The 18,436-nt window shown below is 48.0% G+C and carries 10 protein-coding genes and 1 other annotated feature; of the genes, 5 read left to right on the plus strand and 5 right to left on the minus strand.

Annotated features, from left to right (window positions below; translation table 11 throughout):
- Positions 1 to 86 precede the first annotated feature (86 nt).
- The gene (sigG, locus tag ACI3EW_RS04130) at positions 87 to 863 is read right to left on the minus strand and encodes an RNA polymerase sporulation sigma factor SigG (RefSeq protein ID WP_118298917.1); all 777 of its coding nucleotides are present in this window, start codon (positions 861 to 863) and stop codon (positions 87 to 89) included.
- 257 nt (positions 864 to 1,120) lie between these two features.
- Between sigG and ACI3EW_RS04135 the strand changes: the two genes are divergently transcribed.
- The gene (locus ACI3EW_RS04135) at positions 1,121 to 7,135 is read left to right on the plus strand and encodes an MBG domain-containing protein (protein ID WP_405579591.1); all 6,015 of its coding nucleotides are present in this window, start codon (positions 1,121 to 1,123) and stop codon (positions 7,133 to 7,135) included.
- Between the two features lie 94 nt (positions 7,136 to 7,229).
- On the opposite strand, the gene ACI3EW_RS04140 is transcribed toward ACI3EW_RS04135, so the two are convergent.
- The 3 genes from ACI3EW_RS04140 to ACI3EW_RS04150 all read right to left on the minus strand — a co-directional run bounded on the left by ACI3EW_RS04140 (position 7,230) and on the right by ACI3EW_RS04150 (position 11,881).
- The gene (locus ACI3EW_RS04140) at positions 7,230 to 8,522 is read right to left on the minus strand and encodes an SLC13 family permease (RefSeq protein ID WP_405579663.1); all 1,293 of its coding nucleotides are present in this window, start codon (positions 8,520 to 8,522) and stop codon (positions 7,230 to 7,232) included.
- Positions 8,523 to 8,609: 87 nt separating this feature from the next.
- Positions 8,610 to 8,848 (minus strand) — a binding site (T-box leader).
- Between the two features lie 108 nt (positions 8,849 to 8,956).
- A complete protein-coding gene (locus ACI3EW_RS04145) occupies positions 8,957 to 10,291 on the minus strand; it encodes a sensor histidine kinase (protein ID WP_405579594.1) in 1,335 nt (444 codons plus the stop codon).
- A gap of 267 nt (positions 10,292 to 10,558) precedes the next feature.
- Positions 10,559 to 11,881, minus strand: a complete 1,323-nt coding sequence (locus tag ACI3EW_RS04150) for an acetyl-CoA hydrolase/transferase family protein (protein WP_405579597.1) — start codon at positions 11,879 to 11,881, stop codon at positions 10,559 to 10,561.
- A gap of 296 nt (positions 11,882 to 12,177) precedes the next feature.
- On the opposite strand from ACI3EW_RS04150, the gene ACI3EW_RS04155 reads away from it, so the two are divergent.
- Positions 12,178 to 13,914 (plus strand): phospho-sugar mutase, encoded by a 1,737-nt coding sequence (locus ACI3EW_RS04155; protein WP_405579600.1) that lies wholly within the window; start codon positions 12,178 to 12,180, stop codon positions 13,912 to 13,914.
- A 215-nt stretch (positions 13,915 to 14,129) separates the two neighbouring features.
- Here the strand turns inward: ACI3EW_RS04155 and ACI3EW_RS04160 are convergent, their stop codons facing one another.
- Complete coding sequence (locus ACI3EW_RS04160; RefSeq protein ID WP_405579603.1) at positions 14,130 to 15,077, minus strand: LysR family transcriptional regulator; 948 nt, start codon at positions 15,075 to 15,077, stop codon at positions 14,130 to 14,132.
- A 220-nt stretch (positions 15,078 to 15,297) separates the two neighbouring features.
- Between ACI3EW_RS04160 and ACI3EW_RS04165 the strand changes: the two genes are divergently transcribed.
- The 3 genes from ACI3EW_RS04165 (at position 15,298) to ACI3EW_RS04175 (ending at position 18,412) form a co-directional block, all read left to right on the plus strand.
- Positions 15,298 to 16,734 carry an amidohydrolase gene (locus ACI3EW_RS04165; RefSeq protein WP_118606789.1) on the plus strand — a complete coding sequence of 479 codons (1,437 nt, stop codon included), beginning with the start codon at positions 15,298 to 15,300 and terminating at the stop codon, positions 16,732 to 16,734.
- Between the two features lie 39 nt (positions 16,735 to 16,773).
- Positions 16,774 to 17,094: a nucleotide pyrophosphohydrolase gene (locus tag ACI3EW_RS04170; protein ID WP_215703533.1), complete on the plus strand. Its 321-nt coding sequence runs from the start codon at positions 16,774 to 16,776 to the stop codon at positions 17,092 to 17,094.
- Between the two features lie 298 nt (positions 17,095 to 17,392).
- Positions 17,393 to 18,412, plus strand: coding sequence for a Wadjet anti-phage system protein JetD domain-containing protein (locus tag ACI3EW_RS04175; protein ID WP_485663304.1), 1,020 nt, complete (start codon positions 17,393 to 17,395; stop codon positions 18,410 to 18,412).
- The last annotated feature ends 24 nt before the right edge of the window (positions 18,413 to 18,436 follow it).

Here is an 18,436-nt window from a genome sequence, read left to right on the forward strand (position 1 = left end):
TCTCAGAAGCGTTTTTTCACTTGTTCAGTTACCAGGAAATTTCTAAGAAACTTCCTGGTAAGCAAAAAGATGATACCAACTGAATTTCAACACAGATAATTTCTCATAGACTTCAGCGCATTCTTCTCAAGTCTCGACACCTGTGCCTGGCTGATCCCGATCTCGCAGGCAACTTCGGTCTGGGTTTTCCCCTCAAAAAAGCGCATATCGATAATGTGGCGTTCTCTGGTCGGAAGATGTTTCATCGCCTCGCTCAGCGAGAGCTGTTCGACCCAGTTTTCCTCCCTGTTTTTTTTATCACTGATCTGGTCCATGACGCAGAGCGGGTCGCCGCCGTCGGTGTAGACAGGTTCATAGAGGCTCACAGGGCTCTGGATCGCGTCCATTGCGTAAGTGATCTCTTCTTTGCTGATCCCGACCTCATCGGCGATCTCCATGATCGTCGGTTCCCGTAAATTTTTCTTTGTGAGAAGTTCTCTTGCTGACAACGCTTTGTAGGCGGTATCCCGGAGTGAGCGGCTGACCCGGATGGAATTGTTGTCCCTGAGGTATCGTCTTACCTCGCCGAGTATCATTGGAACCGCATACGTGGAAAATTTTACATTCTGCGACAGATCGAAATTGTCGATCGCTTTGATCAGGCCGATGCACCCGATCTGGAACAGGTCATCCACGTTCTCACTGCTGCTCGAAAAGCGCTGGATCACGCTTAAGACGAGTCTTAAATTTCCCTTGATATAAGTTTCTCTTGCGTCTGTATCACCATTCTGGATCCGCCTGAAAAGATCTGTTTTTTCCTCATTCGTCAGAAGCGGGAGCTTCGAAGTGTTCACCCCGCAGATCTCAACCTTATATCCTGCCATGATAAAAACCTCCGCAATTTGTTTTCATAGAAAAATGATTCACGAAAACAGGACAGTTTATACATGAAAAAAACGGGAGTTATTTCCTGAGAATCATTCCTGATTTCGACATCTTATGCGGAAATTTGACATCTTGTGCAGAAAGAATTGCGGGTGGAACAGAAAAAACGTATAATAAAATCAACTACGAACTGTGGAATGATCTGAAATTTTGCAAGTATAATCCGAAAGAACCTGTCATAAAGGGGGAAATGAATATGAGAAAGAGAAAATGGTATGAACGTATGTCAGCAGCAGTCCTGATTGCAGTCCTTCTGGTCAATCATGGTGATATGGGAATTATGGCGAAAGCGGAGACAATAACTGCGCTGGAAGAAAATCTGGAAGAAGAGAATAAAAAAATCGAGGCCGAGACAGCCAGCGCGTCCAATGCGGACGAGAAGCGGGATACAACTGTGGATTCAAACGAGACGACCGAGTCCGACCTTGAGAAGGAGACCGCGACAGCATCGAATGGGAAAGAGACCCCGGAGACGAAGAGAAAAATGGCTAAGCGTGTGATGAATGCGGAGACAGTTACGGAAGAGACGTATTCGATCAGCCAGACAGATGGGAAGTTTAAGGTTGTTGGCGGAAGCTTGACAGAAGATGGAGAAAACTTAAATAGTCTGACAGATGCGTTCAACAAGATTTTGAGTTTCGGTACAGATACGAACATAAATATTAATTTTGATAATGTCAATATTAGTAGCGGAGCGCCGACACTTACGGAAAGCTGCGAATTGACTTTGAAAGGCACATATACGAGTGCAGCTGAAGCATTTATTATTGGCTCAAATGACACATTTATTATACACAATGAGGCTGATATAACAACAAAGTCGTATGTTATTGGCAGGTCAAGTGCTCCGGAGTCTACAGTTATTTTTGAACAAAGTGGCGGTACTGTTGAGTCAGTAGGTGGCTTTTATATGTATGAAAATGATGTGATTTCTCTAAAAGAAGGAACAATTAATGGAAATGCCAGAGGAAACGGTGGAACAGGCAGTATTAAAATAAAAGACGGTACATGGAATGGACAACTGGCACATATAAAAGATATAGATATATGTGGGGGACAACTCAATAATATAAAAGATGATACGAGTACGATTACTGCAATTAGCGAAAGCGAAGAAGTTTCTATCAGAGGTGGAGAAATTTATGCCAAGAACACTAATTCATCGGGAAGAGCTTTTGCGATTTTAATGTCAGATAAGACAAAATTATCATTATCAGATAATATTGATATATCTGCTGCAGGTGGAAATACGCATGGATCGATATATTATGGTTACAGTGCTAAATCTTGTGCTACTATTGTCGCAGTGGATTTAAAAACGATAAATGACTCATTCAAATTTGTGGTAAGTGACCTTGCAATGGAGGCCAGTTCATCATTGAAAAACTGGATCAAAGGTTCATCCGGGAACATGGAGACGTTAGTCGAAGGGATTCATTTAAGCATTGTCAATCATAATTCTAATGTAGGATATGCGGACAAGTATCAGAGTTACGAAGCGAGAGCGGTGGGCAACTATATCCGTATTATGGATCCAAAGGCTGAATCCAGTTTGATTCCGGAAGGAAATATTAAAAGTGCGGAAATCCAGTTACCTTCCGATCCGGAAAAGTATCAGGTTACGATTACGTATGACAAAACTGAGGATGGGACTGAGAAAGTAGAGACGGTCAAGTACACTAAAGCCCAAGTTACAGTATCCGGAATTATAGATGAAATTCTATTAAGAAACACTGGAACGGATGGGTTAGAAATCAGTGTGGGAAGAACAGAAAATCCAATTGATGGAGATATTACAGTAGATTCAGGCAACGCTGACGATAAACCGGTTCTGCTTAAGGGAAAGATCACTGGAAAAGTAAATGTTGTTGGAACGGGAACTTTGGAATCTGAAATTAACTGCAGCGGTTTCAATGGAGAGACAAAAAGTACGATCCATATTACAGGTGGGGAGATTATTGGAACTGTGAATGCAGATAATGCGAATGAGTCTGTTATCACATTGACCTCTGCAGATCTGATTGTAGATGGTAATGCGCATATTGTAGATCAGTCAGCTTATTCTTCGCAAAATCGATATGCGATCAGTGCAATTGGTGGAGTATCAGTAACAATTAAAAATGGACGGATTGAGTCAACAAATAACACAGCTGTTTATATAAACAGACTTGGAAGCAGCGGATTACAGGAAGACCATGCTAAGTTCGAGATGACAGGGGGAACGATCAAAGGCGGAGAGTATGGCTTAAAGCATACCCAACTTAATGAAATTACCTTGTCAGGCGGAACAATTTCCGGTGGTGAGAATCAGCCGGATGTTTATATGGCGAATGGAAAAACAGGAACCAGCGGAACTGCAGACTTCACGGTTATCGGAGATTTCCCATTTTCCTCCATGTTGATTGAAAATGTATCTGTGAAAAATGAAATCAATTTTACAGAGGCAACGGTAACAGGAGAAGAAAAGATCCAAATCAATCTCCCGTGGGTCGGAGGTGATACAGAGTCGAATGCGAAGCTTTTTAAGGCATCGACCTCAAATTATCAGAATCTCATCAAACATATTGAGCTGACTGGCGGATCTAATCCAATCTGCGTAGTTTATAACGCAAATCCGGTCTCTGCAGATCCGACAACCACTGAGATTTATGCATTCAGCGCACCGAATCCTTATACAGTTCATGTGAAATATTATAGTGGAAAAGATGAAAGTAATCCATTTTACGAGGAATATCTTCTTAATCTTGACAATAGTCATCGAAGCTATTTAAGCAATATCGGGTTACCGGGAGGCGCAGCTTTTTCAGTATGGAGATATAAAGAAAAGTCAAACAGAAATGGTACTGCGACAGATACAAGCGCAACAGTGAATCAACTTGTCGAAGATATGTTAAATCCACAAGGTCAAATACCTGAAATTGAACTTTACGCAGGATATCAGGTTAAGTTTGCCGCAGCAATATCATCTGATGATATCAAAGAGAATTCTGCGACTATAAAGGGAACTTCAGATGGAACAAAAGTATACTATACAAACAACCCTTATTATCAAGGATACACTGGAGAAGCGCTCAGAGCAGAAGCAAAGAAAGAGGATAGTAAGGCGAGCTTTGCAACAGTAGATGTAGAAAATGGTAAATTTTCTATTGAATTGAATAATCTCTCTGTTGATACGTCATATACATATTATCTTGTAGCAGAGAATGATAATAATGATGTGTCGGAAATGCAGACAGTCAAATTTATGACTCTTAAGCGTACATTGACAAAGGATGATTTCAAGATAGTTGGAGACACCGAATTTACCTATACAAATAATGGTGACGTGCATAACGTGAAGGTACAGCCGGTAGAGGGAAAAGGCGGAATGTTTGGCATTGACGCAGTTCGATATAAAGAAAAAGTTGGTGCAGAGGATGCGGATAATTTCATCGGTGCCCCAGCGGCAGCAGGAACCTATGGAATCTATGTAAGCACCAATAGTGAAAATGGAGTTGAACGTGTTACAAATTTACGAATTGGAGAGATAACGATCAAGAAAGCCACGTTCAATCCTGACTGGTTTCAGACTGTAACAAGCATCAACTATGGCAACGATAAAGAGGACTATCTTAAACCGGGAATAAAGGATGCTTATTCCGTTGGCGGACATACGGTGACAGGTTATGGAGAAATCCGGTTTGAACTGTATCGTGACGCAGAGTTGACCCAGAAGGTTTCGAGAAATGCAGAAGGACATTATGAGGTCAATGCAGATCCGGATCAAGAATATGTAACTTATTATATGGGAATTACCAGTAGCGGTGGAAAGAATGTGGAAGTGCAGGAAAATCCCGTACGCATAGGGACAGATTTAAAGATCTATCGCGCTTCAAACACAATCTCCACAGTAACATGCCCGGATATCCGCTACGGAGAAACACCGAAGCCGGAGCTCACGGCAGCGGACACCACAGGAGAAATTAAATACACCTACAGTAGTACCGAAAACGGTGAATATAAGGAATGGAATGCAGAGAATAAACCTGGACTCTGGTATGTAAAGGCAACCGTAAGCCAGAGCCGGAATTACAAGAAAGCGGAAAGCACCCCGGTCGCATTTACAGTCTCCAAAGCGCAGCTCGTTCCTTCTGTAAACACTCTTCAGTCAAAGACCTATGATGGAGATACAAAGGCTGAGGGAACGCTCACGCTCAGTTCTGCTGACGGAAAACCGATTCTCTCAGAGGATGCGGCGGCATTAGAGGCAAAGGGAACCTTTACATGGACATCCGAGAACGCTGGAACAAACACTGTGAATGTTACAAGCATTGCGTTGGATTCCAAATTTGAGGATCGCTATGAACTTACAACGAGTGAGCTTTTCAATGTCTCCTGCAGCGGTGCAAAGATCGAAAATGCCAAAATTCAGAACGTTTCTGTACGGCAGATGATGGAATTGACCTACAATGGAAGGGAACAGAAGCCAGAAGTCGAGGCAACAGGAAGTACGATCGGTGGCACGGCTATCACCTTCCGCTATGGTCTCACAGCAGAACAGGCCGCGGACGAAACGCAGGCATTAAAAAATGCTCCTGCCTTCACCGATGCCGGCACCTATACGGTATACTACACTGCATCCGCAGCAAACCATGATTCCGTATCCGGCAGCTTTGAAATCAAGATCAAAAATGCCTCGATCACAGGCGTTGACGCAGCCGGATATACAGGAATCTACGACGGACAGTCCCACGGAATCAAAATCACTCTTAACGGAAACGCTGGAGACGGTGAGATCCTTTACGGTGAGTCCGAAGATAACTGCACGCTCACAGAAAGCCCTGTATACAAGAACACAGGCAGCTATACCGTATACTACACTGTGACAAAGAAAAACTTTGACACCATAAGCGGCTCCGCAACCGTTGCGATCACCCCGGCACAGCTCACTGTGACGGCAGAATCAAGAAACGTGACCTATAAGGACGAACCGCCGGTATACAGCAGCACGTTCGAAGGTTTCGTAAACGGAGAAAACACAGAAGTCCTCGGCGGAACACTTTCCTACGAGTGCGCGTATGCGGTCGGCAGCGATGTGGATGAGTACGAGATTATTCCGTCGGGCCTCACAGCGGAAAATGGAAACTATGTGATCACATATCAGCCAGGAAAACTGACCGTATCCCAGGCGAAGCCGGAGTTCGAACTTCGGAATCTGGATCAGTTAAACCGTGTCTATGACGCGAAAAACACCGCGCCGGAGGCATGGACGGACAGCGATGGAAACATGACCGTGACGATCAAAAAGGGCAGCGAGATCTTAACGGAAGCGCCGATGAATGCCGGAACGTACACGGTGGAAGTTCATACGGAAGCCGGAAAGAACTATGAGGCTGGAAACCAGACATTCTCCTTTGAGATCAAAAAAGCACCGCTCAGCGTAAAAGCAGTGGATCAGAATGTCACAGTCGGAGATGCGATTCCGGAGTACAAAGTCCTCTATGAAGGATTTGCAGGAACAGATACCGCGGATGTGCTGAACGGCAGCCTGAAGTTTACCTGTGAATACGCGCCAGACAGCGCGGCGGGCGATTACTCGATCCTGCCGTCCGGCCTGACATCTGAGAATTACGAGATCCACTTTGAGAACGGAACACTTCATGCAGTCCGCAGAGCAAGCAGCGGATCCGATGATTCCGACAATTCCGGCAGCACAAAGAATCCGGCGGCAACGAACTTCGGAAAGAATGTTTCTAACAGCAGCTCTTCCGAAAACGATGCACAGGGAACTTGGAAACGCGATAATAAGGGCTGGTGGTTCGAATTCAAGGACGGCACCTATCCGGCAGGAGAAAAGACCAGTGATCAGAACGGTGAAAAGCTGGGCTGGATTCAGAAAGACGGAAAATGGTGGGCTTTCGGTTCTGACGGCTATCTGAAGAGAGGATGGGCACAGGATAACGCCAGCGGAAAGTGGTATCTGATCGACGAGAACACCGGAATGCAGACAAGCTGGCATTACGATGAGTCAGACCAGCATTGGTACTATCTCGATCCGGCGAGCGGAGCAATGCTCACAGGATGGCAGTTCATCAATGGAAAATGGTACTACTTGTCAAAGATATCCGGAGCTGTGCCGCTTGGCTCCATGTACAGAGAAATCAGGACACCGGATGGATATTATGTCGACAAAGACGGTGTATGGGATGGACTTGAAACAAAAGAAAAATAAGACATGAACAAAAAAGATCCGCAGGATCCTAAAAATGGGAACCTGCGGATCTTCATGTTTATACGGATAATACGTAAAACGGAACGCGGAAGCTTTAACCAAAGATCCGGAACACTCCGATAAAGGAAAGAACAACGCTCATCACAATAAAGCTGATGGCTGCAAGCAGCAGCTGGTTGTAAAGCTTGTCCTTATCAACAGACTCCGGCGCGCAGCCGACACAGATGCCGCCGACCGTGGACAGCGGACTGATGACGACGCCGTTGGTTCCGACGATGACACCGATCACGATGCTCATGGAGGAGATGCCTAAGGTCTGGCTCAGCTCCGCGGAGAGCGGGATCAGGGTCGGCATAACGACTCCGGTACCGCTGGAGACAGCGCCCATAAGTCCGCCGAGTACCATCATGATCGGCTGGGCAGTTCTCTCGCCTATGATGTTCTCAAGACCGTCAGATAAGAATGCGATGCCGCCGCAGGTATTGACAACGCTGATCAGGACGGACATGCCGCAGATCAGGATGATCGTGCTCCACGGAACAGCAGCGATGGCTTTTTTCTGGTCGACAGCGCCGAGCATTAAGAGAACACCCGCGCACGCGAAGGAGATCAGTCCGATATTCTGTCCAAAAAAGATTACGCCGATGAGGACCACGAGGATCGCGGCGAGTGTCAGAGTCTGATTCTTATCAAATCCCGTAAAGTGCGGTGTCGCAGCGTTTTCCATCTTTTTCGGGTGAAGACCTCCGAGCAGGAAGTAGGCACCGATGGAAAAGAGCGTCATGGTTGTGGCGTATGCGCCCCAGAGCGGAAGGTAACCGGAAAGGCTTTCACCGATGATATTGTTTTCCACGGAGAGCTGTTGTGCCACGATTCCGTTGATGGCGAGGGGGGACAGGCCTCCGACCATAATACCGCCCATGGTGACAAGACTCATCATCAAAACCGAGATTCCGTTTTCAACTGCGACGAACAGGGCAATCGGCATGATGACTGCGACGATCAGTCCGCCTGCGCCTGCCGCGGAGATGATCGCGCCGAAGAGAAAGAAGATCACCGGCAGAATCTTCGCGTTTCCTCTTGCGAGGCATACGATGTTCCTGGAAAGTGCCTGCGTGGTGCCGTTTAAGGTTGCGATACCAAAGAGGAATGTGGTGGCGAGAACGATAAAGAATACGCTCGTCGGCCAGTTTCCGGTCACGACTTTTGAGACATTGATGTCGGTGCCGCATTTTGCCGCTGCGATGGAGAAAATGTATGCCGCGACAAGACCGACAACGCCGGCATTCTTTTTTGTGACTGCGCTGAAGGCGATAACCGCGATCAGAACGATTAAAGATGCAACTGCAATCATGATGTTAGAACCTCCTTTTTCTGCAATCGAAATTCGTGTGAAATGAAGCCATAATACGCTTCACTTCCGGCATTTATGCGATATTTAAGCGAAAAAAAAATCTCCCCATGCATTGCTGCATGAAGAGACGATGATTTTCACCGCGTTACCACTCTGATTCGTCCATAGAAGACGCTGCTTTACAGGGTACCGGCCGGATACCCTTTCCCTGTAACGGGAGAACCCGTTTCCGCCTACCGTTCAATTTCAGCGGAACCGCTCAGAAGCGAGTTCGAACTGTTTCATCCCGCCGTGCTCCCAGCAACCACGGCTCTCTGTGGGGAATCCTGCAGCCTACTATTCTTCGTCTACGCGTATTTCGATTTTTTACGATATCATTTTACTGCTTTAATGTAAGATAGTCAAGAAAAAGTTTGAAAAATTACAGTGAACGATCGAAATTGCCCGGAAACATTTTGCTATTTCTATCATGACTCCGCAGACGGAATTAAGATCACCGATGCGTAGAACATCCCGTTCTTCCATTCAAAACGTGCATCTCCATGGTGCCGTTCAGCGATGAGACGGATAGACTGGGTGCCTATGCCGGGGCCACTGTGCTTTGTGGAGAGAAAACGCTTTCCTTCAAGAGCTGGCGGCTTCCGGCAAGGATTGTCCACTGTGATGGCAATGAGGGAGGTGCCGGTCTGGCGGATGTGGACCTTGATCGCGCCGCTTTCATTGTTTTCCCGACATGCGTCCACCGCGTTTTCCAGTAAATTTCCCAAAAGCACGCAGAATTCCGGTTCCGGGACCGGTATTTCCTTTTCCATCTGTGCCTGGATCTCCAGAGCAGTTCCGGCGTTTTCTGCAATCTGCGCGTAGTAGCTAAGGATCGCGTTGACAGCCTGATTTTCACAGTAAGCAGGCAGCCATTCCGGCATCATATGTTTCCGGAAGGACGCGAGATAGTCTGAGATCGCGTCAAGATCTTTGTTCGCTGCGTATCCCGAGAGCACCGTGAGATGCTGACGGAGATCATGGCGGGCGATCCGCGTCTCGTCGATGGAGCGCTGGAGATTGCGGTACTGGGCGCTCTGGAGCTGCAAAAGCTCATTTTCCCTCAAAAGTCTCGTGTTCTGGTTCATCTCCGATGCCATCAGGTAGAACATAAAATAGAAGAGCAGGAGGAATGTCAGAAGCGCCAGAATTAAAATCGGATAAAACTTCATGACCCGGTTCGTGTAGAGCGTCTCGTAGTAGCGCGGACGGATCAGACGGTTCAGCAAGAAGAATGCCGCCGGGAATACCCAGAATATATACCAGGTCTTCGCCATTTCGATATCGTCCACCAGCCATTTCGCGGCATGGGTTGCCGGATACCATACGATGGCCACGATGAGAACGGAGAGCAGCAGGTGGATCCCTGCGCCCGGAAGCGTGAACAGACCGGAGGTGTTCGTCCGGTCAATGAGGGCATCTGCGACGAGTGTCAGGTTTGTGATACAGGAGAAGACCGCGCAGACGGCGATCAGGATACTGAACGGCTTCCAGAGGGCGAGATCACAGACCCGATGGAAGAATACCGCAAACAGGATAAAGGACGGCAGGATCCAGAAGTCTCTCGCAATCCCGAAGTCTGCGCAGACGAGGCCTCCGGCGAAAGCCCAGAGGATCGAGAGCGGGATACCGGTGAGAAAAATATTCAGCGGTTTTATGCGGAGCCGGTCCTGAACCGGAAGAAAGCAGAGGACCGCACAGGGCACCATTGAAAAAAATTCCAGAAAATACCGCATGACAAGGGACCAGAATGGGATGTTCATACTCAACAACCTCCTCTCGTTTCTATATGTTCCATTATAACAAAGTTTTACTGTCCTGAAAGTACAACTCATGCAGGATTTTGACATCTTGTGCAGGGATGAGAAGTTTTAGGATACACAGAAAAAACGTCTGTAATGGATTAGGTAGATCCTTGTCAATGAGGCAGGAGTCTTATATGGATGAGATAAAATCTGCGGCAGAAATCCGGTGAGTGGAATATCATCGGATTCTGCCGCAGATTTTTTCAATATGGAACTTTTTATTTTTTAGTGAAACGCCTCTTTCGCATACTGCTCCAGTTCATCCCTGAAATCCGGGTGCGCGATCGCGATCATGGCCTCGGCGCGCTCTCTTAAGGTCTTTCCGGAGAGATTTGCGATACCATACTCGGTCGCAACGCTCTGGATCATGGTACGCGGTGCGGAGACAGTGGAGCCGCCCGGGATGAACGGAACGATGTTGGACTTTAAGGTGCCGTCCTTTGCCTTTCTCGCGGAGTTGATGCAGATATATCCTTTTCCTCCGATGGAGCGGTAGGCACCCTCAAGGAAGTCCATCTGACCGCCGATGCCGGAGAGCTGTCGGGTTCCCGCGGACTCTGCATTCTCCTGTCCCATAAGGTCAAGCTGTACGCCGCCGTTGATGCTGATGACGTTCTTCATGGTTCCGATGCGCTGTGGATCATGGACATAATCGAGGTCAGCCGGATGGAAAAGCTTCGGATTTTCTGCGATCCAGTCATAGAACTCCTGGGAGCCCATTGCGAGGTTCCATGTGGAGAGACCGGTGTCAAATTCTTTCTTTGCGTTTGTGAGCTTTCCCGCCTTCCAGAGGTTTAAGTAGGCATCACTGATGGTTCCGGTATGGCAGCCGAGATCCCTGAGATCGGATTCCGCCAACATGTTCGCGACAGTGAACGGAACGCCGCCGACGCCGAGAGATAGAACCGCGCCGTCCGGAATCTCGTTTACGACGAGCTTTGCGATCTGGATATCTGTCTCAGACGGAGCTTTGTAGGTTCTTACCGGAAGCGGTTCATGTTCGCCCTCTACGATATAATCCGCCTCGGAGAGATGGACACGGTGGGAACCGTCCACACCCTGAAGCTTCGGATAATGTTCATTGATCTCAAAGATCACAGTTCTTGCACTCTCAAACATGGTTCTCCATGCGAAGTTTGAGATGCCGAGACCGCAGTAGCCGTTCTCATCCGGGGCAGATACCGGGACGAAGGCAACATCTGTCCGGATATAGCGCTGGCGGTAGAGCGTCGGGAGAAGGCGGAGTACCACAGGCATGAATTTTACGAGACCACGGGTCTGGAGTTTCCGTTCATAGTCACCGATATGCCAGCTGTAGTAGGAGAAGCTTTCCTGTTCCGGATCAGCCTCAACGACTTCGATGCGCGGGCGGATCACGAGACCGCCGCGAACTTTCACATCTTTTAAATGACCTTTTCTTGCGGCGAGCGCCTTGTCAAGAAGCTCCGGATATCCGCCGCCGAATCCATAGTCGACCCAGTCACCGTCTTTTACAGCAGCCGCAACGGCAGCTTCTGCAGTCACAAATTTACTTTTAAAATTTTCCATATGTAATCCCTCACTATATAATATTTTCGGTAAAACATGAACGATACCATATATGTTCATTATAGGAGTTTTTTCGGTATGAAACAAGTAGATTATTGAGAGTTATGATATTGAATGGATATGGATCATATCAGAAAAAAATATATTTTATTCTGAATGCATGATCCGATCCTTCACATTTCGGATCGGAAACAACTTTATTTTTCGTCCAAGATGTAATATAATAAATTTATATTGCAGGCGGCAGAAATTACCGTTTCTGCCAAAAGAAAATAATGCATGAGGGGAGTCAAAACATGAAGGATTACATGAAGATCTACCAGGAATGGCTTGCCAATCCGTACTTTGACGAAAAGACGAAAGAAGAGCTTCGCGCAATCGCGAACGATGAAAACGAAATCAAGGAACGTTTCTATATGGATCTGGAGTTTGGTACCGCAGGACTTCGCGGAATCATCGGTGCCGGAATCAACCGTATGAATATCTATACAGTCCGCCGCGCGACTCAGGGACTTGCCAACTATATTATCAAACAGGGCGGAGCAGACAAGGGCGTTGCGATCGCGTTTGACTCCCGTCATATGTCCCCGGAATTTGCCATGGAGGCTGCAATGACACTCGCCGCAAACGGCATCAAGGCGTATAAATTCGAATCCCTGCGCCCGACACCGGAACTGTCCTTCGCAGTCCGTGAGTTAGGCTGCATTGCCGGCATCAACATCACCGCGAGCCATAACCCGCCGGAATACAATGGATATAAGGTATACTGGGAGGACGGCGCACAGTTCACACCGCCGCATGATAAAGGGGTAACGGCTGAAGTTCTTGCGATCGAGGATCTCTCCACCGTGAAAACGACGACCGAGGAAGAGGCGTTAAAGAGCGGAAAATTCCAGGTGATCGGAAAAGAGATCGATGACAAATATATCGCCCAGGTAAAAGCCCAGGTCGTAAATCAGGAAGCGATCAACCGCATGCAGAAAGACATCACGATCGTCTACACACCGCTTCACGGAACCGGAAATATCCCGGCCCGCCGCGTTATGAAAGAGATCGGCTTCGAGAATGTCTATGTTGTGCCGGAGCAGGAACTTCCGAACGGAGATTTCCCGACCGTCAGCTACCCGAATCCGGAAGCTGCCGAGGCATTTGAACTCGGATTGAAGCTTGCAAAAGAGAAGAACGCGGACCTTGTTCTTGCAACGGACCCGGATGCAGACCGTCTCGGTGTTTATGTAAAAGATACAAAGTCCGGTGAATATATCCCGCTTACCGGAAATATGTCCGGCTCCCTGTTATGTGACTATGTGTTAAGCCAGAAACAGGCAGCAGGAAAGATCCCATCTGACGGCGAGGTCGTAAAGTCCATCGTTACCACAAATCTGGTTGACGCCGTTGCGAAACACTATGGCTGCAAGCTTGTCGAGGTTCTGACCGGCTTCAAGTATATCGGTCAGCAGATCTTAAAAGAAGAGACAACCGGCAAGGGAACCTATATGTTCGGTATGGAGGAGAGCTATGGCTGCCTGATCGGCACATATGCCCGTGATAAGGACGCGATCTCCGCAACTGCCGCTCTCTGTGAGGCTGCCGCTTACTACAAGGAAAAGGGCATGACCTTATGGGATGCAATGGTCGCAATGTACGAGAAGTATGGTTACTATAAGGATACCGTAAAATCCATCGGCTTAAAAGGAATTGAGGGACTTGCGAAGATCCAGGAAATTATGGAGAACTTCCGCAAGAACCCGCCGAAGGCACTTGGCGGTTACGAGGTAACTTCTATCCGTGATTACAAGAAGAACACGATCACAGAGGTTGCGACGGGCGAAGTAAAAGAGACTGGTCTTCCGGAGTCCAATGTTCTCTACTATGATATGAATGACGGCGCATGGCTCTGCATCCGTCCGTCCGGAACCGAGCCGAAGATCAAATTCTACTATGGCGTTAAGGGAACCTCCCTTGATGATGCTGAGGCGAAGTCCAAAGCCGTCGGTGATGAGCTGATGGGCATGGTGGATAAGATGATGTAAGATCCCATAGTGTGGGGATAAGCGCAGGGAAGATGCTGCGAAACAATTAAGATCGAGTGCCTGAGGATCTGGCTGTGAAAAGCAGTGAGACTTGGGCAGAAAGGAAAAGCTCCCGGATGGGAACCGCATGTTATAGATATGATGTGGTTCTTTCGGGAGCTTTTTTATCGCAAACGACTGCACCCGGTACGCGAAGGTGCCAGGCTTTGTTTCCTTTACAGGCGGGAGAGTTCAGCAAGGTACATCTGGGCTGCCGGGGAGAGGCGTACACGATTGCGGAAGATGCAGGAAGCAACAAGCTCACGATCGTGCCCGCTCTCGGGCCACAACCACTTCGGAACCGGAAGCGCGGTGATCTCAGGGGAATTTTCACGGTCATGAAGCGGAGCAATGCCGATCCCGATAGAATCCGTCTGCTCGATGATGCTGTAAAAAGAAGCACGGCTGTTCACAAAGGTAATCCCGGAGAGCTGATCCTGACGGATAAGAGACTGGATTCCGTTCAGAATGCTGCTTTCTGCAGAAATCTGGGATGCCGCTTCGGCGGAATGCAGAACAAAACTGTATTGATCGAAAAGCTCCGGAGTCAGTGCATTTGGATCCTTCAGAACCGGATGGGCATTCCGGCAGAAAAGCTGAAGGGAAGAGTGAAACAGGATCTGTTCTTCCAGACTGTGAAGAGCCAGAAGCTCCTGTACCTTTTCGTTTTGGGATTCCGGATACACGATGAAACCGATATCTGCATGTCCGGCATCGAGTTCCCGGATGACTTCGTGTCCTGCCAGCTCGCGGTAAAAAAGGCGGAATGTCCGATCGTGCTGATCAGAAAAGGCATGGATCGTCTTACTCAGGGCATCATTCTCGGGAAAACAGCAGTCTGCAGCAATCCGAAGACGGCAGGAGTCCAGGTGCTCCCGGAATGTCTGGCGGAACTGCTCTGCATGTTCAAGGAGATCCCGGCTCATATCGAGAAACAGACGTCCGGATTCCGTCGGGATGATCCCTGTTTTTCCGCGGGTAAAGATCGTGATCCCGTATTCTTTTTCTGTCTCACGGAGAACTTTACTCAGGTACGGCTGGGTCACAGACAGCCGCTTTGCGGCCGCCGATAGAGAGCCGGAGTCGGAGATCTCGAGGAGATATTGCATGTTTTGAAGGTTCATTTGGAGGTAGCTCCTTTGTTGTAAAAAAATCATAAAAATAGTATAATTAAGTCTATACGAAAACAATGAATCTGTCAAACAGGAGAGATGTGGAAAGTCAGCAGTAAAGTCTGCTGCTACCGCTGCAACAGATGGAAATACGACTTGAAAAATTTTTGCTCGTGAAGAGCAGTCAGACAAAAAAATAATGAAAGGAAGATCCGGATTCCGGACAGAAGCGATGGATAAAAAAGAATTTGTTTTAAAAGCAGTTGCGGACAAAAAAGACCTGATCGTCGAGGTGAGTGACAAAATTTTTGATTATGCGGAGACAGGCTTTCATGAATTTAAGACCGCAAAACTCTACGAGGATGTTCTGAAAAAAGAAGGATTCCAGGTGGAAATGGGAGTCGGCGGCATGCCGACGGCATTTAAAGCTACATATGGAACAGAAAAGCCGGTGATCGGATTTTTAGCGGAATATGACGCTCTTCCGGAGCTGTCCCAGGAAGGCGGCTGCACGATGAGAAAGAAAGCCGAAGGGGAGAACCCGGACGGACATGGCTGCGGCCACAACCTGCTCGGTGCGGGAGCCATGGCGGCAGCGCTTGCAGTGAAAGCGTATCTTGAGGAGCATCCGGAAGCGGGAAGCGTGGTCCTTTTTGGATGCCCGAGCGAGGAAAAAGGCGACGGCAAGGCGATCATGGCAAGAGAGGGAATCTTTGACGGCGTGGATGCGGCGTTCACCTGGCATCCGGGCGATAAGAACGAAATCTGGTCGGAGTCCACTCTGGCGAATGTCAGCGTCTTCTTTAACTTCAAAGGTGTGACCTCCCATGCAGCGGCAGCTCCGGAACTCGGAAGATCTGCGCTGGATGCGGCGGAACTCATGAGCGTCGGCGTCAATTATCTTCGGGAACATATCATCTCTGACGCGAGGATCCACTACGCGTACCGTGATGTCGGAGGAATCGCCCCGAATGTTGTCCAGGGACACAGCCGCGTCCACTATTTCATCCGCGCGCCAAAGTCCTGGCAGGTAAAGGAAATCTACAGGCGTGTGGTTGATGTGGCAGAAGGCGCCGCAAAGATGACAGGGACTGAGATGACATATGAGCTCTATGCAGGTCTTTCCGATTACATCCCGAACCATGTACTCTCGGAAGTTCTTCATGAGTCCATGGAGGAGATCGGCGCTCCGGCTTACGATGAGGCGGATTTTGCGCTGGCATCCAGATTCTTCCATGAGACCGCGACGCTGGAGGAACTGGAGGCAAAGCGAGCGTCCCTGCGGAAACTCTTCGGTGCAGATCATCTGGATGAGATCGAAGCCCGCCCGCTCCACACCCGGATCTCTCCGCTTGTATGGACTGGAAAGGTCCAGGCGGGTTCCACCGACGTCGGCGATGCCAGCTATGTGATCCCAACGGCGATGTGTACCACGGCGACAGCGACTCTCGGCACTGCCGCCCACACCTGGCAGATGACCGCACACGGCAACACGGAGATCGCCCACAAGGCAATGTTAAATGCGGGTGAGGCCATAGCATTGGCTGCCTTAAAGACCATGGAAAGCCCGGAAATCTTAAAGAAAGCCCACGACGAATGGCTGGCCGAGACAAACGGCATCTACGAATGCCCGATCCCGAAGGAGATCGGACCGAGGCTGGAGGATTAAGGGAGCTGCGTGCACAATCGAAAATAGAGGAGCAATACAATGAGACAGGAAACCATAGACAGGATCCGAAAATTCACCGATGACCGCGACTGGAACCAGTTCCATTCTGCTGCCAATCTGGCAAAATCCATTGTCATTGAGGCAGCAGAACTTCTGGAATGCTTTCAGTGGAGTGATGAGGAGTATGATCTTCAGCATGTGAAAGAAGAGCTGGCAGATGTGATCGTCTACTCACAGAACCTTTTAGACAAGCTGGGGCTGGATGCAGATGAGATCGTGAATATGAAAATGGGGATGAATGAGAAAAAGTATCCGGTGGAAAAGGCGCGGGGGAAGTCTGCGAAGTATGATCAGTTGTAGGGACTAGAGAAGAATGCTGCAGGGCAGCCATACAGCGTGGATTGGCTGCCGGCGGATCTTGGAGTTGTGGGGAAGATTGAGAAGTGGATGGAGAAAGAAATCTGATAAATTTTTTTGCTTTCGATATGCAAGACCAAATTATAGGACACCTAATGTGATATACTGTGTCTCAAAGAGGTACAGAAAGTCAAACATATGGAAAATATCCATAGGATCCTGCGAATCTGCGGATAACCCGATCGGGCAGATGGTGATGGATTCAGAAAATATGGAAAGAAAAATGCAAAGGAATCTCTGAATGAAGAAACACAAAGTATACCTGCAGGACCTGCTCAATGAGTATCCGGAGTCGGAAGACTATCAGAAATTCTATACATATGTGATGGAGCTGATTAGGAGAGACGAGCTTGTTCCGATGAAAAATGCGAAGAGCAACGGCCGGAGACCGGCGCTTCCGCTCAGCTTCTGGAAATATGAAGACAAACCGGATTATACGGATATCTATGAGGAACTGAAGTATAAGTATCATCCTCTGATCAATACTTCCTATTACAGGAACCATCCGGAATGCTATGAGACGGACAAGGAGAAACTTCAGATTCTGAGTGATTATCTGAAAGATCATTCCAAACTGCTTGATACCGAGGAGACGATGAATGAGCGGAGCTTCGAGATCTTCCGTCGGGAAAAGTTTTTCCAGAGAGAGGGCGGTCTCGAATTTTGCAGGAAAATTGGGATCAGTCGGGAACAGCTGGCATTTTATGAGACTTCTGAGCCGCTCTCTTATTATTCCCGGTCCAAACAGACCCCTCAGAACATTCTGATCGTGGAGAATAAAGACACATTTTTTGATATCCGGCGCTGTATGAATGCGGGGCATGACCGGATCCTTGGAAAACAGTTTGGTACTGTGATCTACGGGGCAGGAAAAGGAATCTGGAAGACGTTTGCGGATTATGTGAATGGGGCAGAATCCTATTTCCTTGGGGATAATGAATTGTTCTATTTCGGAGATCTTGATTATGAGGGGATTCTGATCTATGAACATCTTCTGGAGCAGAAAGAGTACCAATGGGACAGGCAGGGAAATGGCAGTGCCAGAATGATCCAACTTTTCCGGAAAGCATACGAGGCGATGCTGGATAAGGAGCTTCAGATTGGTTTTTCAGCTCTTCCTGACATGAAGGAAAAGCAGAATTCGAATATTGGAACGGTATTTCTGGATGTGTTTGATGAGGAGAGAAGGAGACAGATCCATGAAATCCTGTCAGCAGGAAAATATATTCCACAGGAAATTCTAAATGAGCATGACTGGTAGCCAACCGACAGAAGAGATACGGAA

The organism is Pilosibacter rotomagensis (assembly GCF_045062245.2).
Lineage (GTDB): Bacteria > Bacillota > Clostridia > Lachnospirales > Lachnospiraceae > Pilosibacter.